The sequence below is a fragment of the Cellulomonas sp. IC4_254 genome, assembly GCF_011603975.1.
GTDB lineage: Bacteria > Actinomycetota > Actinomycetes > Actinomycetales > Cellulomonadaceae > Cellulomonas.
Map to the genome: position 1 here is coordinate 20,712 of NZ_JAANNB010000006.1, position 23,519 is coordinate 44,230.

22 protein-coding genes are annotated in these 23,519 nt (G+C 75.1%); 11 read left to right on the forward strand and 11 right to left on the reverse strand.

Annotated features, from left to right (window positions below; genetic code table 11):
• Positions 1-4: 4 nt before the first annotated feature.
• Both G6556_RS01415 and G6556_RS01420 read left to right on the forward strand, forming a co-directional pair.
• Positions 5-1,084: an ATP-dependent DNA ligase gene (locus G6556_RS01415; protein ID WP_166937926.1), complete on the forward strand. Its 1,080-nt coding sequence runs from the start codon at positions 5-7 to the stop codon at positions 1,082-1,084.
• Between the two features lie 96 nt (positions 1,085-1,180).
• On the forward strand, positions 1,181-2,554 hold the full coding sequence (locus G6556_RS01420; RefSeq protein ID WP_166937928.1) for an NAD(P)/FAD-dependent oxidoreductase: 1,374 nt from the start codon (positions 1,181-1,183) through the stop codon (positions 2,552-2,554).
• 28 nt (positions 2,555-2,582) lie between these two features.
• Here the strand turns inward: G6556_RS01420 and G6556_RS01425 are convergent, their stop codons facing one another.
• Positions 2,583-3,293, reverse strand: coding sequence for an alpha/beta hydrolase (locus G6556_RS01425; protein ID WP_166937930.1), 711 nt, complete (start codon positions 3,291-3,293; stop codon positions 2,583-2,585).
• Positions 3,287-4,102: an alpha/beta hydrolase gene (locus G6556_RS01430; protein ID WP_166937932.1), complete on the reverse strand. Its 816-nt coding sequence runs from the start codon at positions 4,100-4,102 to the stop codon at positions 3,287-3,289. The genes G6556_RS01425 and G6556_RS01430 overlap by 7 nt, the downstream gene beginning before the upstream one ends.
• A 120-nt stretch (positions 4,103-4,222) precedes the next feature.
• Between G6556_RS01430 and G6556_RS01435 the strand changes: the two genes are divergently transcribed.
• A complete protein-coding gene (locus tag G6556_RS01435) occupies positions 4,223-6,388 on the forward strand; it encodes a thioredoxin domain-containing protein (protein ID WP_166937934.1) in 2,166 nt (721 codons plus the stop codon).
• A 21-nt stretch (positions 6,389-6,409) separates the two neighbouring features.
• On the opposite strand, the gene smpB is transcribed toward G6556_RS01435, so the two are convergent.
• The 5 genes from smpB to prfB form a co-directional block, all read right to left on the reverse strand.
• Positions 6,410-6,880, reverse strand: coding sequence for an SsrA-binding protein SmpB (smpB, locus tag G6556_RS01440; protein ID WP_166937936.1), 471 nt, complete (start codon positions 6,878-6,880; stop codon positions 6,410-6,412).
• A 107-nt stretch (positions 6,881-6,987) separates the two neighbouring features.
• Positions 6,988-8,325: a M23 family metallopeptidase gene (locus tag G6556_RS01445; protein WP_166937938.1), complete on the reverse strand. Its 1,338-nt coding sequence runs from the start codon at positions 8,323-8,325 to the stop codon at positions 6,988-6,990.
• Between the two features lie 10 nt (positions 8,326-8,335).
• Entirely contained in the window at positions 8,336-9,253 is a 918-nt protein-coding gene (gene ftsX, locus G6556_RS01450) for a permease-like cell division protein FtsX (protein ID WP_166937940.1), read from the reverse strand.
• Positions 9,254-9,266: 13 nt separating this feature from the next.
• Positions 9,267-9,956 carry a cell division ATP-binding protein FtsE gene (ftsE, locus tag G6556_RS01455; RefSeq protein WP_166937942.1) on the reverse strand — a complete coding sequence of 230 codons (690 nt, stop codon included), beginning with the start codon at positions 9,954-9,956 and terminating at the stop codon, positions 9,267-9,269.
• Between the two features lie 192 nt (positions 9,957-10,148).
• Positions 10,149-11,267: a peptide chain release factor 2 gene (gene prfB / locus G6556_RS01460; protein WP_166937944.1), complete on the reverse strand. Its 1,119-nt coding sequence runs from the start codon at positions 11,265-11,267 to the stop codon at positions 10,149-10,151.
• Positions 11,268-11,354: 87 nt separating this feature from the next.
• On the opposite strand from prfB, the gene G6556_RS01465 reads away from it, so the two are divergent.
• On the forward strand, positions 11,355-12,278 hold the full coding sequence (locus G6556_RS01465) for an aldose 1-epimerase family protein (RefSeq protein WP_166937946.1): 924 nt from the start codon (positions 11,355-11,357) through the stop codon (positions 12,276-12,278).
• A 69-nt stretch (positions 12,279-12,347) separates the two neighbouring features.
• On the opposite strand, the gene G6556_RS19840 is transcribed toward G6556_RS01465, so the two are convergent.
• The 3 genes from G6556_RS19840 to G6556_RS01480 form a co-directional block, all read right to left on the reverse strand.
• Positions 12,348-13,202 carry a M15 family metallopeptidase gene (locus G6556_RS19840; RefSeq protein ID WP_166937947.1) on the reverse strand — a complete coding sequence of 285 codons (855 nt, stop codon included), beginning with the start codon at positions 13,200-13,202 and terminating at the stop codon, positions 12,348-12,350.
• Between the two features lie 260 nt (positions 13,203-13,462).
• The gene (locus G6556_RS01475; protein ID WP_166937949.1) at positions 13,463-14,521 is read right to left on the reverse strand and encodes a hemolysin family protein; all 1,059 of its coding nucleotides are present in this window, start codon (positions 14,519-14,521) and stop codon (positions 13,463-13,465) included.
• Positions 14,518-15,846 (reverse strand): hemolysin family protein, encoded by a 1,329-nt coding sequence (locus tag G6556_RS01480; RefSeq protein WP_346774655.1) that lies wholly within the window; start codon positions 15,844-15,846, stop codon positions 14,518-14,520. The genes G6556_RS01475 and G6556_RS01480 overlap by 4 nt, the downstream gene beginning before the upstream one ends.
• 186 nt (positions 15,847-16,032) lie before the next feature.
• Between G6556_RS01480 and G6556_RS01485 the strand changes: the two genes are divergently transcribed.
• From G6556_RS01485 to G6556_RS01505, 5 genes are all read left to right on the forward strand, one after another.
• Entirely contained in the window at positions 16,033-16,824 is a 792-nt protein-coding gene (locus G6556_RS01485) for a response regulator transcription factor (RefSeq protein ID WP_166937950.1), read from the forward strand.
• Positions 16,821-17,906 carry an ATP-binding protein gene (locus G6556_RS01490; RefSeq protein WP_166937952.1) on the forward strand — a complete coding sequence of 362 codons (1,086 nt, stop codon included), beginning with the start codon at positions 16,821-16,823 and terminating at the stop codon, positions 17,904-17,906. Before G6556_RS01485 ends, G6556_RS01490 begins: the two co-directional genes overlap by 4 nt.
• A 118-nt stretch (positions 17,907-18,024) precedes the next feature.
• Entirely contained in the window at positions 18,025-19,035 is a 1,011-nt protein-coding gene (locus tag G6556_RS01495; RefSeq protein WP_166937953.1) for an ABC transporter ATP-binding protein, read from the forward strand.
• Positions 19,032-19,841, forward strand: coding sequence for an ABC transporter permease (locus G6556_RS01500; protein WP_166937955.1), 810 nt, complete (start codon positions 19,032-19,034; stop codon positions 19,839-19,841). Before G6556_RS01495 ends, G6556_RS01500 begins: the two co-directional genes overlap by 4 nt.
• Before the next feature lie 70 nt (positions 19,842-19,911).
• Entirely contained in the window at positions 19,912-21,090 is a 1,179-nt protein-coding gene (locus tag G6556_RS01505; protein ID WP_166937957.1) for an RtcB family protein, read from the forward strand.
• Here the strand turns inward: G6556_RS01505 and G6556_RS01510 are convergent.
• Positions 21,077-21,574, reverse strand: coding sequence for a MarR family winged helix-turn-helix transcriptional regulator (locus tag G6556_RS01510; protein ID WP_166937958.1), 498 nt, complete (start codon positions 21,572-21,574; stop codon positions 21,077-21,079). The two genes, G6556_RS01505 and G6556_RS01510, sit on opposite strands and share 14 nt — an antisense overlap.
• A 106-nt stretch (positions 21,575-21,680) precedes the next feature.
• Here G6556_RS01510 and G6556_RS01515 point away from each other — a divergent pair, with 106 nt between their 5' ends.
• Together G6556_RS01515 and G6556_RS01520 are read left to right on the forward strand one after the other, a co-directional pair.
• A complete protein-coding gene (locus G6556_RS01515; protein ID WP_166937960.1) occupies positions 21,681-22,982 on the forward strand; it encodes a multidrug effflux MFS transporter in 1,302 nt (433 codons plus the stop codon).
• Between the two features lie 230 nt (positions 22,983-23,212).
• Positions 23,213-23,519: hypothetical protein (locus G6556_RS01520; protein WP_346774656.1), on the forward strand; the 307-nt coding region annotated here is incomplete at its 3' end.

Genomic DNA, 23,519 nt, shown 5'->3' on the forward strand with positions numbered 1-23,519 from the left:
CGCCATGGACCTGCCCGTGATGCCGCCCGTGTCCCCGATGCTGGCCAAGGCCGTGCCGGAGATCCCCGACCTCGGCCACACCGAGCCCAAGTGGGACGGGTTCCGCACGATCGTGTTCCGGGACGGCGACGACGTGGTGCTCGGCAGCCGGAACGAGAAGCCGATGACCCGGTACTTCCCGGAGCTGGTCGAGTCGATCAAGGCGTCGACCCCGGAACGGTGCGTGCTCGACGGCGAGATCGTCGTCGTGCACGGCGACCGGCTCGACTTCGACGCCCTCCAGCAGCGGATCCACCCGGCGGAGAGCCGGGTCCGGCTGCTGGCCGGCCAGACGCCCGCGTCGTTCGTCGCGTTCGACGTGCTGGCCCTCGGCGACGAGGACCTGATGCGCACCCCGTTCGGCGACCGGCGGTCGCGGCTGGTCGACGCCCTGGGGTCCACGATCTCCGGGGACGACCCCCGGGTGCACGTCACGCCCGCGACCGGCGACCTCGCCGTCGCGCAGCAGTGGTTCACGCAGTTCGAGGGGGCGGGGCTGGACGGCGTCGTCGCGAAGCCCCTGGACGGCACGTACCAGCCGGACAAGCGCACGATGTTCAAGGTCAAGCACGCCCGCACCGCCGACTGCGTGGTCGCCGGGTTCCGCTGGCACAAGTCCGGCGACGTGCTCGGCTCCCTGCTGCTCGGGCTGTGGACCGACGACGGCCGGCTGCAGCACGTGGGCGTCGCCGCCTCGTTCCCGATGGCCCGGCGCAAGGCGCTGGTCGAGGAGCTCGCGTCGCTGCGCGCCGACGACCTGTCCCAGCACCCGTGGGGCGACTGGGCCGACCAGTCGGCGCACGAGGGCAAGCGGATGCCGGGCGCGGTGAGCCGGTGGAACGCGAGCAAGGACCTGTCGTTCGTGCCGCTGCGCCCGGAGCTCGTGGTCGAGGTGGCGTACGACCACATGGAGGGCGACCGGTTCCGGCACACGGCGCAGTTCAAGCGGTGGCGCCCGGACCGCGACCCCGCCACCTGCACCTACGCCCAGCTCGAGGAGCCGGTGGGCTTCCGGCTCTCGGAGATCCTGGCGCCCCCGGCCTGACCGGCACCCGGCCCCGGAGCACTCGGCGCGCGCGCGGTGCGACCCGCTCGTAGGGTCGGACGGGTCCGCCTGAACCGACCGCGGAAGGACCCCCCGATGAGCGCCTCCGTCCCCTCGCGCACGCCCGGCAAGCCGCACGACGTGGTCGTGATCGGCTCCGGGTTCGGCGGCCTGTTCGCCACGAAGGCGCTCGCGGACGCGCCGGTCCGCGTCACCGTCATCGACGGCACCGCGACGCACCTGTTCCAGCCGCTGCTCTACCAGGTGGCCACCGGGGTGCTGTCGGTCGGCGAGATCTCCCCCGCCACCCGCGACGTGCTCAAGAGCCAGCGCAACGCGCGGGTGCTGCTGGGCGTGGTCACGGACATCGACCTGGAGCGGCGCGAGGTGGTGTCGTCCTCGCCGCTCGGCGAGACCCGCACCCGGTACGACAGCCTCGTGGTGGCCGCCGGGTCGGGGCAGTCGTACTTCGGCAACGACCAGTTCGCCGACTTCGCGCCCGGGCTCAAGAGCATCGACGACGCGCTGGAGATCCGCGGCCGGGTGTTCGGCGCGTTCGAGCTCGCCGAGCTCGCGACCGACCCCGCCGAGCGGGCGCGGCAGACGACGTTCGTGGTCGTCGGCGCCGGCCCCACGGGTGTCGAGATGGCCGGGCAGCTCGCGGAGCTCGCCCACCGCTCGCTGCGCGGGTCGTTCCGCAGCCTCGACCCGACCCAGGCGCGCATCCTGCTCGTCGACCCGGTGCCGAAGGTGCTGCCGGGCAACCCCGAGGAGCTGCAGGACGCCGCGGCCCGGGTCCTGGAGGGCCTAGGTGTCGAGCTGCTGATGGGCCACAAGGTGGTCGACGTCGACGCCGGGTCGGTCACCGTCGAGGACGGCGACGGTCACCGCACCACCATCGAGGCGCAGACGAAGGTCTGGGCGGCCGGCGTGCAGGCGTCGCCGCTCGGGCGGCAGCTCGGCGAGAAGACCGGCGCCGAGGTGGACCGCGCGGGCCGGGTCCGGGTGGAGCCGAACGGCTCGCTGCCCGGGCACCCCGAGGTGTTCGTGGTCGGCGACATGGCGCTGCGCCCGGGCGTGCCCGGCGTCGCCCCCGCTGCCATGCAGACCGGCCGGTACGCGGCGCAGGAGATCGTCCGCCAGGTGCGGGGCGAGCCCTCCGCCGGGCCGTTCCGGTACCAGGACAAGGGGTCGCTCGCGACGGTGTCCCGGTTCCAGGCGGTCGCCAAGATCGGGCCGGTCAAGACCGCCGGGTTCGGTGCCTGGCTGCTGTGGCTCGGCGTGCACCTGTTCTACCTGGTGGGATTCAAGAACCGGATCACGACGCTGCTGCACTGGGCGGTGAGCTTCATCGGCCGCGGCCGGTCCGAGCGCACGGCGACGTGGCAGCAGGTGGTCGGCCGGGGTGCGCTGCGCTCGCGCGGCGTGGACCAGCCGACGGTGCCGACCCGCGAGGTCCTGGGCGACTGACGCCGCCGGCGGCGGCCGGCGGGGCGGCTCAGGCCGGGCCGCCGGCCGCGAGCCGGGTCAGCTCGCGCTCGAGCAGCGGCAGCAGCGCCGGGTCGGTCAGCGACCGGAAGTGCCCCGGGGTCGCCAGGCGCACGTTCCGGGCCCCGGGCAGCTCGCTGCCGGTCGGGATGTGCGGGTCGAAGCAGGTCGCCACGGACACGATCCGCCCGTGGTCGGCGCGCTGCGCGGCCAGCGCCGTCAGCACCTCGTCGTCGGGCAGGAACGTCCGGATGGACCGCAGCGGCAGCAGCCGCGCGTAGGGCGACCCGGAGAAAGGCGTGTTGATCGCGACCATGCCGAGCACCCGGTCGGCGACGTCCGCGCGCCCCATGACGCTCTTGCCGATCAGCCCGCCCTTGGAGTGCGCGACGATCACGACCCCGCGCAGGTCGGCGTCGCGCAGCTGCGCCGCGGCCAGGTCCGCCATCTCCGGGATGCTCCCCCGGTTGAGCCCGAACGGCGCCACGACGTGCACGGGGTGCCCGGCGGCGAACAGCCCCCGCGCCAGCGGCTCGAGGAACCGCCAGGTCTCCCAGACGCCGGGCAGCAGCAGGACGGGCGGCCGACGGACCTCCCGGGGCCAGGTGTACGAGTCCGGCGAGGTGCGGGACAGCAGCCCGCGGGCCTGCCGCCAGCCGGCGTAGGCGTAGTCCTGCCCCCACCAGACGGCGCGGCGCGCGGTGTCGCCGGCCGTCAGCACGGGTCCTCCCGCACCCAGCGGGCGACGAGCGGCGCGTGGCTGGCCATCGCGACGTGCCCGGCGCGCGGCACCTCGCGGACCTCCGCCCGCGGCGCGAGCGCCCCGAGCCGGCGCGCCCACGCGCGGGACGACACCGGGTCGCGCTCGCCCCGCACGACGAGGGCGGGCCCGGGCAACCGGGACACCGCGTCGGCCGTGTCGTAGGCGAACATGTGCGGCAGCACCGCCGAGTACCAGGACGGCCCGGTCCGCAGGTAGTCGCTGGCGACGACGGCGTTGATCCCGAGCGGCTCGTGCAGGCCGTCCTTCGCGAGCCGCAGCGCCTGGCGCAGCACCGAGGGCGCCTCCGGGTCGACGACGGCACCGATCAGCACGACCCGCTCCACGACGTCCGGCGCCCGCAGCATCGCCTCGGCCACCACCTGGGCGCCCATCGAGTGCCCCACCAGCGTCGCGCGGCCGATCCCCCGGTGCCGGAGCACGGCGAGCACCACGTCCGCGAGGTCGCCCACCGTGGGCACCCGCGCCGGGCGCGGGCTGCGCCCGAACCCCGGCAGGTCGGGCACGAGCACCCGGCGGTCGGTCGCCAGCTCGCGGGTGAGCCCGCGGTAGTACCGCTCCGAGACGCCGATGCCGTGCACCAGGACCACCGCCGGGGCGTCCGGCCGGCCGACGTCGGTGACGACGACGCCGGCGGCCGGGTCCAGCCCACGGGGCGGCGCGCCGCCGACGGTCCGGACGAGCAGCCGCCCGGGGTGCCGGCCGCCCGTGCGTCGGTGCTCGGGGGTGGCGGGGGGCGAGGACGGCACGGACAGGTCTCCTTCGGGTGGGTCGGACGGCACCCGACTCTGGCGGACTCCGCGCCGCGCGGCCACCGGGGCCGCCACCCGGGGTCGCGGGGCCCGCCGCGCGGAGCGAGAGTGGGAGGCATGTCCAACCGCCTCGCCCGCAGCACCAGCCCGTACCTGCGCCAGCACGCCGAGAACCCGGTCGACTGGTACGAGTGGGGCGAGGAGGCGTTCGCGGAGGCCCGGCGCCGGGACGTCCCGCTCCTGGTGTCGGTCGGCTACGCCGCGTGCCACTGGTGCCACGTGATGGCGCACGAGTCCTTCGAGGACGAGCGTGTCGCCGCGGTGATGAACAGCCGGTTCGTGAACGTGAAGGTCGACCGCGAGGAGCGGCCCGACCTCGACGCGGCGTACATGGCGGCGACCCAGGCGATGACCGGGCAGGGCGGCTGGCCGATGACGGTGTTCGCGACGCCCGAGGGCGACCCGTTCTTCTGCGGCACCTACTTCCCGCCGGTGCCGGTGGGCGGGCGGCCGTCGTTCGGGCAGGTGCTGGACGCGCTGTCCCGCGCGTGGCGGGAGCGGCGGGACGAGGTGCGCGGCGGGGCGGCGGAGCTGCTGGCGCACCTGGGCGGCCGGACGGCGCCGGGCGGGGCGGTGCCGGGCGGGACGGCCGCCGAGGGCGGTGCGCCGGCCGAGGGTGACGCGCCGGCCGAGGGCGCGGCCGCCGGCGACGCCGAGCCGGGTGGCGCCGACGCCGGCGGCCCGGCCCTCGACCTCGACGCCGTCGCGCAGGTCGGCGGCCTGGCCGTCGAGGCCCTCGCCGCGACGTACGACGCCGAGCACGGCGGCTTCGGCGGCGCCCCCAAGTTCCCGCCGTCGACCACGCTCGAGTGGCTGCTGCGCCGGCACGCCCGCACCGGCGACGAGCGGGCGCTGGCGATGGCGACCGGCACGCTGGAGGCGATGGCGCGCGGCGGCATGGCGGACCAGGTCGGCGGCGGGTTCGCCCGGTACGCGGTGGACGCGACGTGGACGGTGCCGCACTTCGAGAAGATGCTCGAGGACAACGCGATGCTGCTCCGGATCGGCGTGCACTGGTGGCGCAGCACCGGGTCGGACCTCGCGCGGCACGTGGTCGAGGGCACCGCGGACTGGCTGCTGCGGGACCTGCGCACCCCCGAGGGCGCGTTCGCCTCGTCGCTCGACGCGGACACCGACGGCGTCGAGGGCGCGACGTACGTCTGGACCCGCGCGACGCTCGACGAGGCGCTCGGCGCCGAGGACGGCGCGTGGGCGGCGGACCTGCTCGGCGTCACCGCGGCCGGCACGTTCGAGGCGGGCACCTCGGTGCTCCAGCTCCGGCACGACCCGGCGCCCGAGGACGAGGTCCGGTTCGCCCGGGTGCGCCGGGCGCTGCTGCGCGCGCGGTCGGCCCGGCCGCAGCCGGCGCGGGACGACAAGGTGGTGGCCGCGTGGAACGGGCTGGCGATCGGCGCGCTCGCCGAGGCCGGCGCCGCCCTGGAGCGCCGCGAGTGGGTCGCGGCGGCGGTCGACGCGGCGCGCGTGCTGGACACCGTGCACACGCTGGCGGGCGGCGACGGGCTGCTGCGGCTCGCGCGGACGTCCCGGGACGGGGCGGTGGGCACGGCGCCCGGCGTCCTGACCGACTACGCCGCGGTCGCGGAGGGCTTCATGGTGCTCGGCGGCGTGACCGGGGACCCGCACTGGGCGGCGCGGGCGTCGGCGCTGCTGGACACGGTGCTCGCCCGGTTCCGGGCGCCGGGGCACGGGTTCCGGGACACGGCCGACGACCAGACTGACCCGGTCGTCGCCCGGCTGTCCACCCGGCCCGACGTCGCGGACGGGCCCTCGGCGGCGGGGCAGTCGGCCGCGGCGGGGGCGCTGCTGGCGCGGGCCGCGCTCACCGGCTCGGCGACCGACCGGCAGGCCGCGGAGCTCGCGCTGGCCGGTCCGCTGTCGGTCGCGCACCAGCACCCGCGCGCGGTCGCCTGGGCGCTGGCGACGGCCGAGGCGGTGCTGGACGGCCCGCGGGAGGTCGCGGTGGTCGGCCGGGCGGACGACCCGGGCCGGGTCGCGCTGGTCCGCGCGGCGGTGCGCTCCCCGGCGCCCGGCCTGGTCCTCGCGCAGGGCGACCCGGACGAGGTGGCGGACGACCCGGCGGCGGTGGGCCTGCTGCGCGACCGGCCGCTCGTGGGCGGGCGGGCCGCGGCGTACGTGTGTCGCGGCTTCGTCTGCGACCGCCCGACCACGGACCCGGGCGCGCTGCGCGCGTCCCTCGCCTGACCCGCTGGGACCCCGGTCGGGTCAGCGGTCGCGCTTCTCCCGCATCGCGCGGACGGCCTCGAGGTTGTCCTGCCGCTCGCGCAGCGCCTGGCGCTTGTCGTACTCGCGCTTGCCGCGGGCGAGCGCGATCTCGACCTTCGCCCGCCCGTCGAGGAAGTACAGGGACAGCGGGACGATCGTCTGCCCCTTCTCGCGGGTCTTGGCCTCGAGCCGGTCGATCTCCTCGCGGTGCAGCAGCAGCTTGCGCTTGCGCCGCGGCGCGTGGTTGGTCCACGTGCCCTGCGAGTACTCCGGGATGTGCACGCCCTCGAGCCAGGCCTCGCCGCCGTCGATCGAGCACCAGCCGTCGACCAGCGACGCCCGGCCGGCGCGCAGCGCCTTGACCTCGGTGCCGCTCAGCACGACGCCGGCCTCGAACACGTCCTCGATGAGGTAGTCGTGGCGCGCCTTGCGGTTGGACGCGACGAGCGACCGTCCGCTCTGCTTGGCCATGACTCTCCTCCTGGGTCGTGCACGGGTCGTGCGGGTGCCCCGGCGGGTCCGACGAGGGGCGACGCAGCAGCCTAACCGGCCGCGCGGCGCGAGTCGCCCGGATTCCGCTACAGGCCGAGCAGCGGCCGGGGGTTCACCGTGGCGCCGTTGACGTACACCTCGAAGTGCAGGTGGCAGGCCGCCGACGTCCCGGTGTTGCCGGAGTAGCCGAGCAGCTGGCCCTGGGACACGTACTGCCCGCCGCCGACCACGAAGCTCGTCATGTGGTTGTAGGAGGTCATCAGCGAGCTGCCGTTGTACAGCCCGTGGTCGACCATCACCTGGTTGCCGAACCCGTTGCGCCAGCGCGCCCACTGCACGGTGCCCTCGCGGGCCGCGTAGATCGGGGTCCCGCAGTAGGTGCGCAGGTCGATCCCCGCGTGCAGCCGGTAGTAGCCGAGCAGCGGGTGCAGGCGCATGCCGTACTCGCTGGTGACGTGGATCGGGTTGATCGACGTGGGGTTGCCGAACACGGACCCGGAGACGGGCCCGGCGGCCGGCGCGGGCTGCCCCGCGGCCGCGGCGGCCGCGGCGGCGCGGGCGCGCTGCTCGTTCGCCACCTTCGTCAGCTCGGCCTCGATCGACCGCTTCTCGGCGTCGATGGACGCGACCTCGGCCTCGGCGGCCGCCTTCTGGGAGGCGAGCTGCGCCTGCTTGGCGGTCTGCTCGGCGATCAGCCGCTCGACCTCCGCCTGGCGGTCCGCGGCCTCCTGGCGCGCCTGCTCGGCCTCCTCGACCTTGGCGTCCGCCTCGGCCTTGAGCTCGGTGATCCGCTCGCGGACGGCGGTCAGCCGCGCCTGGCTGTTCTTGTTGGCGGCCTCGATGTCGGCGAGCTCGTCGAGCACCTGGTTCTGGGTGCGCTGCGCGGCGGACGCCAGGCCGTACTGCTCGGTGAACTCCTCGACCGTCTGCGCGCCGACCATGATGCTCAGGCCGGACAGGCTCGGGCCGCCCTGGTACGCCTGGCGCGCCATCTGCCGCATCTGGCTGCGGATCTCGTCCGACCGCTGGGTGTCCGTGGCGATCGTCGAGCTGATCGACGTCTCCTGGTCCTCGGCGTCCTGCAGGCGGGCGGCGATGAGCTCCGCCTCGCGCTCGTAGCCCGCCAGCGCCTCCTGCGCGGCGGCGAGCGCGGCCTGCGCCGGGGCGAGCTGCTGCTGGACCGCGAGCAGGTCCTGCGCGGTCTGCTGGTACTGGGCGCTGAGCCCCTCCAGCGCGGCCTCCGCGTCCGCCCGCTCCTGCTCGTTCTGCGCCTGCTGCCGCTGGAGCGCGGACTGCCGGTCGTCGAGGTCGTCGCCGAGGGCGGACCCCGCCGCGGTCAGCCCGAGCAGCACCGCGAGCGCGCCGGCCAGCGACGCGGCCACGGCGCGGACGCCGCGCGCGCGACGGGGGGTCAGGGTGCGCATGCTCGCCATCTCAGACCTTCGTGTAGCGGCTCAGGGTGACCAGGGACGAGATCGCGGCGAGCAGGATCGCTGCCGCCACCAGGAACGGCGCCACCTGCCACACCTCGTTGGTCGTGACGTACGGGATCCAGGCGACCTGGCCGCCGAGCCAGTCGGTCACGAGGTACCGCACGCCGGCCCACAGACCGGCGACGGACAGCGCCGCGCCGATCGTGGCGGCGATCGCGCCCTCCAGCATGAACGGCAGCTGGATGAACAGGTTCGACGCGCCGACCATCCGCATGATCCCGGTCTCCCGGCGGCGGCTGAGCGCCGACAGCCGGATGGTCGTCGTGATCAGCAGCACCGCGGCGAGCAGCATGACGCCGGCCAGGCCGAGCGACAGCAGGGTCGCGGAGTTCAGCACCCGGAACAGCGTGTTGTAGAGCTCGCGCTGGTCCTGCACCGTCTCGACGCCCTGCCGCCCCTGCAGCACGTCGGCCACGACCTCGAACTTCTCCGGGTCGGTCAGCTTGATCCGCAGCGACTCGTTCATGTCGTCGACGGTCATGACCTGGGCCCAGTACTGGCCCTCGAACTGGCGCTGGAACGTCTCGAACGCCTGCTCCTTGGACTCGGCCGTGACGCTCTCGATGTACGGGGACACGTCCGGCGCGTCGAGCGCGTCGAGGATCGCCTGCTTCTGGTCGTCGGTGACCTCGCCGCCGGCGCAGGTGGGCTCCGAGGAGGTGCCGGCCGGGCAGAGGTACACCGCGACCTCGACCTTGCCGTAGAAGTCGTCCTGCATCTTGCCGATCTGCATCTGCAGCAGCGCGGCCGCGCCGACGAAGGTCAGCGACACGAAGGTGACGAGGATGACCGAGATGGTCATGGAGAGGTTCCGGCGCAGGCCGATGCCGATCTCCGAGAGGATGAACTGCAGTCGCACGTCGATCCTCCCCTCAGCGGTCCGAGCCGTAGACGCCGCGCGACTGGTCGCGCACCATCTCGCCGCCGGACAGCTCGACGACGCGCTTGCGCATCTGGTCGACGATCTCGTCGTCGTGCGTCGCCATGACGACCGTGGTCCCCGTGCGGTTGATCCGGTCGAGCAGGCGCATGATCCCCAGGGAGGTCGTCGGGTCGAGGTTGCCGGTGGGCTCGTCGGCCAGCAGGATCGACGGCCGGTTCACGAACGCGCGCGCGATGGCCACACGCTGCTGCTCGCCGCCGGACAGCTCGTGCGGGCGGCGCTTCTCCTTGCCGGCCAGGCCGACCATCTCGAGCACGTCGGGCACGGTGGTGAGGATGTGGTGCCGCGGCTTGCCGATGACCTGGAGCGCGAAGGCCACGTTCTCGAACACGGTCTTGTTGTTCAGCAGCCGGAAGTCCTGGAACACGGCGCCGATCTGGCGGCGCAGGTGCGGGACCTTCCACGACGACAGGGTCGTGAGGTCCTTGCCCGCGACGAAGACCTTGCCGGCCGAGGGGCGCTCCTCGCGCAGCGCGAGCCGCAGGAAGGTCGACTTCCCGGAGCCGGAGGCGCCGACGAGGAACACGAACTCGCCGCGCTCGACCTCGAGGCTGATGTGGTCCAGCGCGGGGCGGGCGCCGCGCGCGTAGACCTTGGTGACGTTCTCGAATCTGATCACGGGGGCTGCGGCCGGTCGGTCGGGGACTGAGGGCGTGCGGAGGGTGGTGCGACCTGGCCGCGTCGAGCGTAGGCAGCGGCCCGTCGTGACCCGTCCGTGACACGCCGCGCGCCCACCTGTGAGTCGCCGCACCGCGTCCGGAACCGGGCGATATGCCCGGTTTGATGCGGGGACAGCCGCCCCGCGCCCGCGTCAGGCGTCGACGGACGCCTGCCGGCGCCACCGGATGCCGGACTCGATGAACCCGTCGATGTCGCCGTCGAAGACCGCGGAGGTGTTGCCGACCTCGTGCTCGGTGCGCAGGTCCTTGACCATCTGGTACGGGTGCAGCACGTAGGACCGCATCTGGTCGCCCCAGGACGCCTTGATGTCGCCCGCGAGCTCCTTCTTCTTCGCGTCCTCCTCGGCCTTGCGGACCAGGAGCAGGCGGGACTGGAGCACGCGCAGCGCGGCGGCGCGGTTCTGGATCTGCGACTTCTCGTTCTGCATCGACACGACGATGCCGGTCGGGAGGTGGGTCATGCGGACCGCGGAGTCGGTGGTGTTGACCGACTGGCCGCCGGGGCCGGACGACCGGAACACGTCGACCTTGATCTCCGACTCGGGGATCTCGATGTTGTCGTCGCTCTGCTCGATGAGCGGGATCACCTCGACCGCGGCGAACGACGTCTGCCGGCGGCCCTGGTTGTCGAACGGCGAGATCCGCACCAGCCGGTGCGTGCCGGCCTCGACCGACAGGTGGCCGAACGCGTACGGCGCCTTCACCTCGAAGGTCGCGGACTTCAGGCCCGCCTCCTCCGCGTACGACGTGTCGAGCACCGTCGTCGGGTAGCCGTGCCGCTCGGCCCAGCGCAGGTACATCCGCATGAGCATCTCGGCGAAGTCCGCCGCGTCCACGCCGCCGGCGCCCGCGCGGATGGTCACGACCGCCTCGCGCTGGTCGTACTCGCCGTTGAGCAGGGTGCGGACCTCGAGCTCGCCCAGGTCCTTGCGGATCGTCACCAGCTCGGCCTCGGCCTCGGCGAGGGTCTCGGCGTCGCCGCCGTCCTCCGTCGCCATCTCGACCAGGGTCTCCAGGTCGTCGATGCGGCCGCCCAGCCTGTCGACGCGGTCCAGCTCGGACTGCGCCGCGCTCAGCGCGCTCGTCACCTTCTGCGCGGACTCGGGGTCGTCCCACAGGTCGGGGGCGGACGCCTGCTCGGAGAGGTCGGCGATCTTCGCCCGGAGGGCCGTGGGGTCGGACACCGCCTGGATGGACTGCAGGGTGCTGCGCAGGTCGCGGATCTCGGCGGGGAAGTCGGTGGCTGCCACGACGGTCCAGGCTACCGGCTGGCGGGCGGTGCGGGGTCATCGGGCGCCCTCCCCCGACCCGGGACCCCCGGCCGCTACGGTGTGAGCGTGAACACGCCCGCACCCTCCGGACAGCAGCACGCCCTCGCCCACGGCGCCCACCGCGCCGTGATCACCGAGGTCGGGGCCAGCGTCCGCTCCTACAGCGTCGGCGGCCGCGACGTCGTGCTGCCGTTCGACGAGTCCGACCTCGCCCCCGCCTTCTCCGGCGCCGTCCTCGCCCCGTGGCCGAACCGGCTGCGGGACGGCCAGTACACCTGGGACGGCACCGACTACCAGGTGGCCGTGACCGAGCCCGACCGGATGACCGCCCTGCACGGCCTCGTCGCCCAGGTGCGGTTCGCGAAGGTCGCCTCGGAGCCCGGCCCCGACGGCGACACCTCCGTCACCCTCCGGCACGACCTGGTCCCGACGCCGGGCTACCCGTGGTCGCTGCGGGTGGACGTCACCTACGCGCTGTCCGACGCCGGGCTGCGCGTGCACGTCGCCGCGACCAACCTGGACGCGACCGCCGCGCCGTACGGCGTCGGCTTCCACCCGTGGCTGTCCCCCGGCGACGCCGCCGTGGACGACTGCACCCTGCGGGTCGACGCGCGGTCGCAGGTGACCGTCGACGACCGGCTGCTGCCGACCGGCACCCGCCCGCTGTCCGGCGCCGAGGACCGCACCACCCCGCAGCCGCTGGCCGGCGTCGCGCTGGACGACGCGTTCGTCGACGTGACCCGGGACGCCGACGGCCTGTCCTGGATCGTGCTGGGCTCGCCCGACGGCCACGGCGCCGCGCTGTGGATGGACTCCTCGATGGACACCTGGCAGGTGTGCACCGGCAACGGCATCCCGAAGATCGCCCGCCGCGGCGTCGCCGCCGAGCCGATGAGCTGCATCGCGGACGCGTTCCGCACCGGCGAGCGCCTGGTCCGCCTCGAGCCGGGCGCCACCCACGAGGTCACCTGGGGCATGACCCTGGTCTGATCGGCCGCGCACGCGCGAACGGCCCCGTCTCCGTCAGGAGGCGGGGCCGTTCGCGTCGGTCGGGGTCCGTCAGCCGTAGTACTCGCCGTCGGCCATGACGCCCTTGGTGTACTCCCAGTGCCAGCGCTCGTACGGGCCCGAGCCGCCCGGCCGCGCCCAGTCCGGGTTCTCCCACCCGAACACCGGCGCGTTCTCGTTCAGCCACTCCCACTGCGCGCCCGTGGTCTGCGAGGTGCACAGGTCGACCGCGAGGCCCCAGCCGTGGTTGGAGCGGCCGGCGGGCGCCGCGAGCGAGCCCTTGGCCGCCTTGACGGCCCGCTGCTCCGCGAGCGTCCGGTAGCCGCTGGACAGGCACAGGTCGGTGCCCCAGCGGGTGACCCACATGGCGTTGAGCTCGGCGAGCGCCTCGGCGGCGTCCGCGCGCAGCTGCGTCTTGCCGTCCCACAGGTAGCAGAGGTCGGACTGCGGGACCTGGCCGTTCGCGCTGGCCGGGTTGGCCTCCCCGTCGCAGCCGGGCAGGACCTCCCGGTCCTGGCTGCGGCTGACGTCCACCGACGCGCGCAGCGCGGTCGCGTCGCCGGACACCAGCGAAGCCGGCGGCAGCACCGAGGTCGCCGACGAGGTGAGCGCCTCGACGGTGCTCGGCAGCGTGGCGTCGGCCTGGGCGTCGGTGAACCCCTCCTCGCTGCGGGCCGCGCCCTGGGACAGCGGGATCGCGACCGTCACGGCCGCGAGGGTGACGAGCACGCCGGCGCGGGTGCCCCAGCGGGCCAGCGGGCTGGTGCGGCGGCGCTCCGGGGCGACGACGTCCACGACGGCGGCGACGGGCGCGGCGGCCGCGGCGGGTCGCGTGCGGGCCGCCTCGCGGAGCTGGCGGCGGGTGGGGGCGCCGGCGTCGGCGGGCTGCACGCGGTGCGACGCCACGGGACCTCCGAGCTCACGGGCATGCGGCGACGGATCGCCGGCGGACGAGGGGCACCCACCCGGGGAGGAGCGGGGCGCTGGGAGCGCGACCGCGGGGGGATCCGGGTGGACGATCACGAAACCATAACGGCACCGGGGGGCCCGTTCCAACCCCCCGACCGAGGGGTAGCTGACGGATCATCGGCGTGTCGCGCTGGTTCACCCACCGGGACCACCCGTCCGTGTGACGAAGGTCCCACGTCCGGCCCAGCGGGAGCCGGTCACGCCCCGGTCCGGTGCCGGAACTCCCCCCGCTGCATCGCGTCCCGGACCTCGCCCACGAGCTCCTCGAGGATGTCCTCGAGGAACACGACGCCGATGGCCCGGCCGTCGTCCTCCACGCGCGCGAGGTGCACGCCGGAGCGCTGCATCGCGGCGAGCGCCTCCTCCACCTCGTCGCCGGGCGCGACGACCGCGAGCGCGCGCACCCGCCAGGTCGGCACCGGCAGCCGGCGGGAGCCGTCGTCCGCGTAGAGCACGTCCTTCACGTGCAGGTAGCCCGTGGGCGCCCCGTCCCGGCCGAGGACCGGGAACCGGCTGTACCCGGTCCGGGCGACGAGCCGCTCCACCTCGTCCGGCGTCACGTCGACGGGCACGGTGACGAGGTCGGCGACCGGGACCATCACCTCGGCCGCGGTGCGGTCGGAGAACTCGAGCGCACCGGACAGCAGGCCCTGCTCGTCGTCCAGCAGCCCCTCCGCCTGCGACTGCTCGACGATCGACTGCACCTCCTGGGCGGTGAACGCCGACGCGACCTCGTCGCGCGGGTCGACCCGGAACAGCCGCAGCACGTGGTTCGCGATCCAGTTGAGCGCCGCGATCACGGGCCGGACGACCCGGCCGAGCCAGACCAGCGGCGGGCCGAACACCAGCACGGCGCGGTCCGGGCCGGACACGGCCAGGTTCTTCGGCACCATCTCGCCGAGCACGACGTGCAGGTACACGACCACGAGCAGCGCCACGACGAACGCGATCGGGTGCGCCAGGCTCGTGCTGACCCCGATCGCGTGCAGCGGGTCCTCGATGAGGTGCGCGATCGCCGGCTCGGCCACCAGGCCCAGGCTGGTCGAGCACACGGTCACGCCGAGCTGGGCGCACGCGAGCATGAGCGACACGTGCTCCATCGCCCACAGCACGGTCGTCGCGCGCCGGTCGCCGGCCGCGGCGAGCGGCTCGATCGCGGAACGGCGCGCCGAGATGATCGCGAACTCGGCCGCCACGAAGAACGCGTTGCCGGCCAGCAGCGCGACCGCGAGCGCCAGGGCCACCCCGGGGCTCATCGCGCGCTCCCCTCGGCGTCGGCGGCGGCCCGGGCGGGCTGCACCACCACCCGCTCGACCCGGCGGCGGGCCATGGTGTCGACCCGGAGCACGACGTCGCCGGCCACCACCTCGTCGCCCGCCTCGGGCACGCGGCCCAGCGCGGCCATGACCAGGCCGCCCAGCGTCTCGTACGGCCCGTCCTCCGGGACGACCAGCCCGGTGGTCTCGGTCAGCTCGTCGGGGCGCAGCAGGCCGGACACCACCCAGGCGCCGTCCGCGCGCCGGGAGGCCGCGGTGCGCCGGCGGTCGTGCTCGTCCGCCACGTCGCCCACCAGCTCCTCCACGACGTCCTCGAGCGTCACGACGCCCGACGTGCCGCCGTACTCGTCGACGACGACCGCCATCTGCATCCCGTGCTCGCGGAGCTCGACCAGCAGCGGGCCGAGGTGCACCGTCTCGGGCACCCGCGGCGCGTCGATCATCAGCGCGGCCGCGGGCACCTCGTCGCGCCGCTCGTACGGCACGCCGATCGCCCGGCGCAGGTGCACCAGGCCGACGATGTCGTCCGAGTCGTCGCCGATCACCGGGAACCGGGAGTGCCCGGTCTCGCGGGACAGCCGGACGACGTCGGTCGCCGTGTCCGCGCGGCGCAGCGTCACGACGCGCTGCCGGTCGGTCATCACGTCGACGGCGGTGAGGTCGGTGAACTCGATCGAGTTGGTCAGCAGGGTCGCCGTCGTCTCGTCGAGCGTGCCCTGCTGCGCGGAGCGCTTCACCAGCGCGGCGAGCTCCTGCGGCGACCGGCCGCCGGACAGCTCCTCGCGCGGCTCGACGCCCATGCGGCGCAGCAGCGCGTTCGCGCTGGAGTTGAACAGCGTGATCAGCGGCCGCAGCGCGGACGTGAACCCGGCCTGCAGCGGCGCGACCCAGCGCGCGGTGCCGAGCGGCCGGCTGATCGCGAAGTTCTTCGGCACCAGCTCGCCGAACAGCATGGAGAACCCGTTGACGAGCACCAGGGTGACGACCAGCGCGACGGCCCCGCCGACCGCCGGCCCGAGGACGGACCCGCGCAGCGGCTCGGCCAGCAGCGCGTTGACCGCGGGCTGCGTGGTGTACCCGAGCAGCACCGTGGTGACGGTGATGCCGACCTGGGCGCCGGACAGCTCCGTGGACAGCCGGCGCAGCGCCTTGAGGACGCTCTGCCCGCGGCGGTCGTCGGGCCGGGTCTGGCCCTCGACGACGCCCGGGTCGAGCGTCACCAGGGAGAACTCGCTCGCGACGAACACCGCGGTGCCGGCGGTGAGCACGACGCCGAGGGCGACGAGCAGCCAGTCGGTCAGCACGGGTCACCACCGGGTGCGCGCGGGCACGGCGAGGCCGGGACGCGCGCGGGGTGGGTCAGGAGGCAGGAAGGGCCGGCATGGTCTCCCCCGGGCGCGTCGGCCCGGGAGTGACGCCGGCAGCGACTTGAGCTGCTCATGGTGGCGCAATCATACGAAACCTCCACACGGGCGCTCTACGCTGGCGAGATGACGTTCGCATCCCGCCCCGGCGCCGCCGCCGGTACCCCCGCGGGCGCCCCGGGCGCCGCGTCCACCTCGGTCCTCGTGGTCGAGGACGAGCCGGCCATCGCGACGGCCGTCGCGCGCCGGCTCGCCGCCGAGGGCTGGCAGGTCGAGACGGTCGGCGACGGCCTGCAGGCGGTCGACGCCGCCGCGCGCCTGGCGCCCGACGTCGTCGTGCTCGACGTGATGCTGCCCGGCATCGACGGCCTGGAGGTGTGCCGCCGGATCCAGGCGGACCGCCCGGTGCCCGTCCTCATGCTGACGGCCCGCGACGACGAGACCGACATGCTGATCGGCCTCGGCGTGGGTGCCGACGACTACATGACCAAGCCGTTCTCGATGCGCGAGCTGGTCGCGCGGGTCAAGGCCCTGCTGCGCCGCCAGCAGCGCGCCGCCCTGGCCGCCGAGCTCGCGGCCGCCGGCTCCGGGTCCGCCGAGCCGCCGGTCGCGGTCGGGGACGTCGTGATCGACCGCGCGCAGCGCCGCGTGCACCGCGGCGGCGAGGAGGTGCACCTCACGCCGACGGAGTTCGACCTGCTGCTCGCCCTGGCCGCCAGCCCGCGCACGGTGCTCACCCGCGAGCGCCTGCTGGCCGAGGTCTGGGACTGGGTGGACGCCTCCGGGACCCGCACGGTCGACTCGCATGTGAAGGCCCTGCGCAGGAAGCTGGGCGCCGACCTGATCCGCACGGTGCACGGCGTGGGCTACGCCCTGGAGCCTGCCGGCAGCGGGGCCGCGGGAGGCGGCCCGGCGTGACGGTGCCGACCCCGCCCCGGCACCAGCGGCCGCGGCTCCCCGACGTGCGGCCGCTGGACCGGCTCCGCTCGATCAAGATCAAGCTCGGCGTCCTGGTCGCCGCCGCGGTGTTCGTCGCGGCCCTGCTGACCTGGATCGGGCTGAACAACGCGCTCGGCCCGTCGCGCACGTTCCCGATCGTCATCGTGCTCGCCCTGGTGATGACCCAGGTGCTCGCGCGCGGCATGACCTCGCCGCTGCGCGAGATGACCTCCGCGGCCCGCGCGATGGCCGCCGGCGACTACAGCCGGCGGGTCCGCGCCACGAGCCGGGACGAGGTCGGCGAGCTGGCCACGGCCTTCAACCGCATGGCCGACGACCTCGAGCAGGCGGACTCGCTGCGCCGCGAGATGGTCGCCAACGTGTCGCACGAGCTGCGCACCCCGGTGACCGCGCTGCAGGCGCAGCTGGAGAACATCGTCGACGGCGTCGAGGACCCGGACCCCGAGGCGATGCGCGCCGCGCTCGCCCAGACCCAGCGGCTCAGCCGGCTGGTCGCCACGCTGCTCGACCTGTCCCGGCTGGAGGCCGGCGCGGTCGACCTGCAGGTGACGGACGTGCCGGTGCAGCAGTTCCTCGAGGAGGCGGCGCAGGAGGGCCGGCTCGTCGGCGCATCCAAGGACCTGACGTTCCCCGTGGTCGTGGACCCGCCCGACCTCACCCTCCCGGCGGACCGCGAGCGGCTGCACCAGGTGGTGGCGAACCTCGTGCAGAACGCCGTCCGGCACTCCCCGCGCGGCGCCCCGGTCCGGCTGGAGGCGCACCGCGCCGGCGGCTTCGTCCGGCTCGACGTGATCGACCAGGGCCCCGGCATCGCGGCCGACCAGCGCGAGCGGGTGTTCGAGCGGTTCGCCCGCGGCAACACCCCCGCCATCACCGGCCAGATCTCGACCGGCGGCACCGGCCTGGGGCTGTCGATCGTCCGCTGGGCGGTGACGCTGCACGGCGGGACGGTCGAGGTCGCCGACAGCGACACCGGTTGCACGATGCGCGTCATGCTGCCGTCGCGGCGGACGTCGCGGCCCGCGACCGCCGCGTTCTGAGCCGGCCCGCCGCGCGCCCGGTCCCGGCCGGCTCCCCCGGACGGCGGAGGCGCCTCCACCTCCGGGTTCCGCCTCGCGGCTGATCCGCCGGCCACGGGTCGGTCCCTAGGGTCGAGGCATGCCACCCGACGCGACGCACGCCATCGAGGTCTCGCACCTCACGAAGACGTTCGGCCAGGTCCGGGCCGTGGACGACCTGAGCTTCACGGTCCGTCCCGGGCGGGTCACCGGGTTCCTGGGACCCAACGGCGCCGGCAAGACCACCACGCTGCGGATGCTGCTCGGCCTCGTGCAGCCGACCGCGGGCACGGCCACCATCGGCGGCCGGCGGTACACCGCGCTCGACCGCCCGATGCGCACCGTCGGCGCCGCCCTCGAGGCCGCCGACTTCCACCCGGGCCGCACGGCCCTCGACCACCTGCGGGTGTACGCGCCCCAGGCGGGCGTCCCCGACAGCCGCGCCGGCGAGGTGCTCGACCTGGTCGGCCTGACCGCCGCCGCGAAGCGCCGGGTCGGCGGCTTCTCCCTCGGCATGCGCCAGCGGCTCGCGCTCGCGACGACGCTGCTGGGTGACCCGCCCGTGCTGCTGCTGGACGAGCCGGCCAACGGCCTCGACCCCGAGGGCATCCGCTGGCTGCGCGACCTGCTGCGCGCGCTCGCCGCCCAGGGCCGGACGGTCCTGGTGTCCTCGCACGTGCTGTCCGAGGTCCAGCAGACCGTGGACGACGTCGTCATCATCGCCGGCGGGCGGCTGGTGCACGCCTCGACGCTGGCCGAGCTGAGCGGGCTCGCCGAGCCCCGGGTCCGGGTGGTCTCCCCCGACGCCGCGGCGCTGGAGCAGCTCGTCGCGCGCGCCGGCTGGCAGCGCGCCGCCGACGCGGCGCCGGCCGCAGGGATCGCCGGGCCCGCCGGGGTCGCCGAGCTGGTCGGCACCGACGTCGCCACCGTGGGCCACGCGGCGTTCGCCGCCGGGGTCGAGCTGCACGAGCTCGCGGCCCACGGCGTCGGCCTGGAGGACGTGTTCCTCCGGCTCACCGCCCCCGCTCCCGGACGCGGTGCCCACCCGGCCACCACCCCCGGCGCCGTCCCCGCCGCCCCGACCGACGCCCCCGCCGGAGGTGCGCGATGAAGGACTCCCTGGTCTCCGAGTACCGGAAGATCGTCACGACCCGCACCTGGTGGGTGCTGCTGATCGTCATGGTCGCCTACATGGCGTTCATGGGCGCCGCGATGGCGTTCGCGTTCACCTTCGACGGCGCCGACGTGACCGGGACGGACGGTGCGCCCGTCGTCGCCGACCCGCTGGCCGTCGTCACCGCGGTCTACACGCTGCCCGCGTCGTTCGGCTACGCGCTGCCGCTGCTGGTCGGCCTGCTGTCGGTGACCGCCGAGTTCCGGCACCGGACGCTCACCCCGACCCTGCTCGCACAGCCGGACCGCAACCGGTTCGTCGTCGCGAAGCTCGCGGCGAGCATCCCGATGGGGGTGCTGTACGGCGTGCTGGGCACGCTGGCGACCGTCGGCGCCGGCGCGCTGGCCTTCGCGGTCACCGACGCGCCGAACCTGCTGGGCGAGGGCGAGGTCTGGGGCATCATCGCCCGCACCGCGCTGGCCCTCACCGTGTGGTGCGTCGTCGGCGTCGGCCTCGGGTTCGCGATGCCGAACCAGGTCGTCGCGATCGTCGTGGTCCTCGCGTTCACGCAGTTCGTCGAGCCGATCGCGCGGCTGGTGCTCGGGCTGAACGACGCCACGGCGCCGATCGGGAAGTTCCTGCCCGGTGCCGCCGGCGAGGCGATCAGCGGCGGGTCGTTCTACTCGGCCACCGGCGCGGGCTCGCTGCTCGGCCCCGCCGCGGGCGCCGCGGTGCTCGTCGGGTACGCGGTGCTGCTCGCGCTCCTCGGGCGGTTCACGACCCTGAAGCGCGACATCACCTGACGTCGCGCGTCGCCGGCGGGCGCGCGAAATCAGCGCGACCGCCGGCGCTCCGGGCGGCCATGATCCCGGCATGACCCGCGAGCACCTCTCCAGGCACCTGATCAGCTGGGCGTCGATCCTCGAGCCGCGCACCCGCGAGCAGGCCGTTCGCACGTCCACCATGCCGTTCGTGTACCCGCACGTCGCGCTCATGCCCGACGCGCACCTGGGCAAGGGCGCGACGGTGGGCTCGGTGATCCCGACGCTCGGCGCGATCATCCCGGCGGCCGTCGGGGTGGACATCGGCTGCGGCATGATGGCCGTGCGGACGGGCTGGACCGAGGACGAGCTGCGCGCGGCGGGTCCCCTGACCCCGCTGCGCGAGGCGATCGAGGCCGCGGTCCCGGTGTCCGCGGGCGGGTACAACACCGCGCTCACGGACACGGCCGCGGCGCGGGTGGCGGACCTCGAGGCCGCCGCGGCGCGGGCGGGGTTCGACCCCGGCTCGTACGCGGGGAACTGGCGGCTGCAGCTCGGCTCGCTCGGCTCGGGCAACCACTTCATCGAGGTCTCGGTCGACGAGTCCGGGACCGTCTGGCTGTTCCTGCACTCCGGCTCCCGGGGCGTCGGCAACAAGATCGCGCAGCGCCACATCGCCGTCGCGGCCGAGCTGTGCCGGCGGTGGTGGATCGCCCTGCCCGACCCCGACCTCGCGTACCTGGTCGAGGGCACCGACGAGTTCTGGACCTACGTCCGCGAGCTGCGGTGGGCGCAGGACTTCGCGGCGGCCAACCGCGAGGAGATGATGGACCGGGTCGTCGCGGCGGTCGCCGTGCACATGGGTGCGCCGGTCGTCGAGGTCGAGCGGGTCAACTGCCACCACAACTTCACCGAGCAGGAGCAGCACTTCGGCAAGACGGTGTGGGTGTCGCGCAAGGGGGCCATCCGGGCGCGGGCCGGCGAGCCCGGGCTCATCCCCGGCTCGATGGGCACGGCGTCCTACGTCGTGACCGGCCGGGGCGACCCGCTCTCGCTGACCTCCAGCCCGCACGGGGCCGGCCGGGCCCACTCCCGGTCCGCCGCGCGGCGGCTGTTCACCCGGGACCAGCTCCGGGAGGCGATGGTGGGGATCGAGTACCGGGACACGGACGCGTTCCTCGACGAGATCCCGGCGGCGTACAAGGACATCGACCAGGTCATGGCCGACGCCGCGGACCTGGTCGAGGTGCGGCACGTGCTGCACCAGGTCGTCAACGTCAAGGGCGACTGACGCCCGCGCCGTCCCGCTCCCCCGCCGCCCGCGTCCGCGCGGCCAGGCGGGCGAGCGGGGCGGCGGCGCGCCGCACGGCGTCCGCGTCGGCGGCGGGCAGGTCCGCGAGCGCGGCGCCGAGCGTGCGGGCCCACCCGGCCTCGACCGGCTCGCGGCGCTCCCGGGCGTGCGGCGTCGGGTGCAGCCGGGTCACCCGGCGGTCGCCGGCGTCGGCGGCGCGCTCGACCAGCCCGCGGCCGACGAGACCGCGCACCGCCGCACTGACGTTGCTCTGCCGCAGGTCGAGCCCCGCCGCGACCCCGCCGACGCTGGTGCCGGGGTGCGCGTCGACGTACCGCATCACCTCGAACTCGGTCGGCGGCAGCGGGGGCAGGCCGCCGTCCTGACCGCCCTCCGCCCGGCGCACCGCGCGGGACAGGTCGTGCAGCGCGACGGCGAGCACCCGGAGGTCGTCGGTCCCGTCGGCGGGGCTGGTCGCGGTCACGCCGGGAGGCTAGCAGCGCGGGTATGCGTCGACATATATGAGTTCATAGATATGATGCTGCGGTCCGCGGCACCGCGCCGCCCTCCCCCGTGCTGGAGCACACCCCATGACCGCTGCCCCGGGCACCGCCGTGCCTGCCACCACCCCGACCGACGCCGCCGCGACCGCACCCGACGGCGCACCCACCCCGCGCCGCGCGCTCCCGGTCTCCACCACCGTGGTGCTCGCGCTGCTCACCGCGATCGCCCCGCTGGCGACCGATATGTACCTGCCCGCCTTCCCGCAGCTGGCCGTCGACCTCAGCACCAGCGCGACCGCCGTGCAGCTGTCCCTGACCACGTTCATGGTCGGCCTGGCCCTCGGCCAGCTGGTGATCGGCCCGCTGTCCGACCAGCGCGGCCGCCGCGGCCTGCTGATCGCCGGCAGCGCCCTGTGCGCCGTCGCCGGCCTGGCCTGCGCCCTCGCGCCGTCGATCGGGTTCCTGGTCGCCGCGCGGTTCGTCCAGGGGTTCGCCGGCGCCGCGGGCGTCGTGCTCAGCCGCGCCGTGGTCGCCGACCGCGCCCGGGGCACCGCGGCCGCCAAGCTGTTCGGGATCATGATGCTCATCCAGGGCGTCGCGCCGGTGCTCGCACCGCTCCTCGGCGGCACGCTGGTGACCGCCGTCGGCTGGCGCGGGGTGTTCGGCATCCTCGCCGGCGTCAGCGCGCTCATGCTGGTCGGCGTCCTGGCCCTCGTCCCGGAGACCCGCCCGCGCGAGGCGCGCACCTCCGGCGGCCTCGGCGCCACCGTCCGCGACGCCCGCACCGTCCTGGGCAACCGGCGGTACCTCGGCTGGACCGGCGCCCTGGTGCTCGGGTTCGCGGCGATGTTCGCCTACATCTCGGCGTCGCCGTTCGTGCTGCAGAACGTGCTCGGGCTGTCGGTGGCCCCGTACTCGGTGGCGTTCGCGGCGAACGCGCTCGGCCTCGGCGTGGTCGCGGGGCTGGGCACGACGCTGGTGGAGCGCGTCGCGCCGCAGCGGCTGCTCGGCGTCGGCGTCACGGCCGTCGCCGTGCTGAGCGTGCTGCTGCTCCTCGACGCCGTGCTGCTGGGGCTGCCCCGCTGGCCGACGCTGGTCCTGCTGTTCCTGACGGTCAGCTCGCTGGGGCTGGTGTTCGGCAACGCCACGACGCTCGCCACGGACGAGGTCGCGCACGCCGCCGGCACCGGCTCCGCGGTCATGGGCGCGCTCCAGTTCGGCGTGGGCGCCGCGGTGTCGCCGCTGGTGGGCCTGGCGGGCGAGCGGACCGCCGTCCCCATGGCGGTGACCATGCTGGTGCTCGCGCTCGGCGCCGTCGCGGCGGCGCGGTTCGCCGCGACGGCACGCCCCGCGACCCCCGACCAGGAGCCCGTCCCGGCCGAGGCATGACCGAGTTGACACGTCCTCGACCCGGCGCAGACCCGCAGATGGGGAGCGTGACACCCCCGCCGGACCCGTCGTGTGACAACCGTGTGAACCGTCCGCGCGCCGCGCTCCCCGAGGGGAGATGACGACCGGTCAGGACGTAGGGTGGTCCACGAACAGATCCGGCGATGACGCGGTCCGTGACCGCGGAGGAAGTGGGCGATCCTCGCGTGTCCCAGCATGCGGAGCCAGACGTGAACCGTGCCGACTTCGGCGCCAACACGTGGCTGGTGGACGAGCTGTACGAGCAGTACCTCCAGGACAAGACCGCGGTCGACCCGGCGTGGTGGGACTTCTTCGAGGGCTACAAGCCCTCGGCGCCCGCCGCGACGACGTCGGGGGCGGTCGCGGACGGTGGCGGCGCGGGGAGCACCGGGGGGAACGGCGTGGTCGACGCCGCGCCCACCGGGACCGCGAGCGCCCCGTCCCCGGCGGCCCCGGCCGCGTCGGGGCCCGCGCCCACCCCGCAGGAGGCGGCCGCGCAGCCGGCTCCCGGGGCTC

What these genes read in the sequence shown, in the direction of transcription:
- G6556_RS01495 (WP_166937953.1), top strand. Translation starts at nt 18,025, where the DNA reads ATGCCACCCGACGCGACGCACGCCATCGAGGTCTCGCACCTCACGAAG.
- smpB (WP_166937936.1), bottom strand. Translation starts at nt 6,880, where the DNA reads ATGGCCAAGCAGAGCGGACGGTCGCTCGTCGCGTCCAACCGCAAGGCG.
- G6556_RS01435 (WP_166937934.1), top strand. Translation starts at nt 4,223, where the DNA reads ATGTCCAACCGCCTCGCCCGCAGCACCAGCCCGTACCTGCGCCAGCAC.
- G6556_RS01485 (WP_166937950.1), top strand. Translation starts at nt 16,033, where the DNA reads ATGACGTTCGCATCCCGCCCCGGCGCCGCCGCCGGTACCCCCGCGGGC.
- G6556_RS01475 (WP_166937949.1), bottom strand. Translation starts at nt 14,521, where the DNA reads ATGAGCCCCGGGGTGGCCCTGGCGCTCGCGGTCGCGCTGCTGGCCGGC.
- G6556_RS01420 (WP_166937928.1), top strand. Translation starts at nt 1,181, where the DNA reads ATGAGCGCCTCCGTCCCCTCGCGCACGCCCGGCAAGCCGCACGACGTG.
- G6556_RS01500 (WP_166937955.1), top strand. Translation starts at nt 19,032, where the DNA reads ATGAAGGACTCCCTGGTCTCCGAGTACCGGAAGATCGTCACGACCCGC.
- G6556_RS01505 (WP_166937957.1), top strand. Translation starts at nt 19,912, where the DNA reads ATGACCCGCGAGCACCTCTCCAGGCACCTGATCAGCTGGGCGTCGATC.
- G6556_RS01445 (WP_166937938.1), bottom strand. Translation starts at nt 8,325, where the DNA reads ATGCGCACCCTGACCCCCCGTCGCGCGCGCGGCGTCCGCGCCGTGGCC.
- G6556_RS01515 (WP_166937960.1), top strand. Translation starts at nt 21,681, where the DNA reads ATGACCGCTGCCCCGGGCACCGCCGTGCCTGCCACCACCCCGACCGAC.
- G6556_RS01415 (WP_166937926.1), top strand. Translation starts at nt 5, where the DNA reads ATGGACCTGCCCGTGATGCCGCCCGTGTCCCCGATGCTGGCCAAGGCC.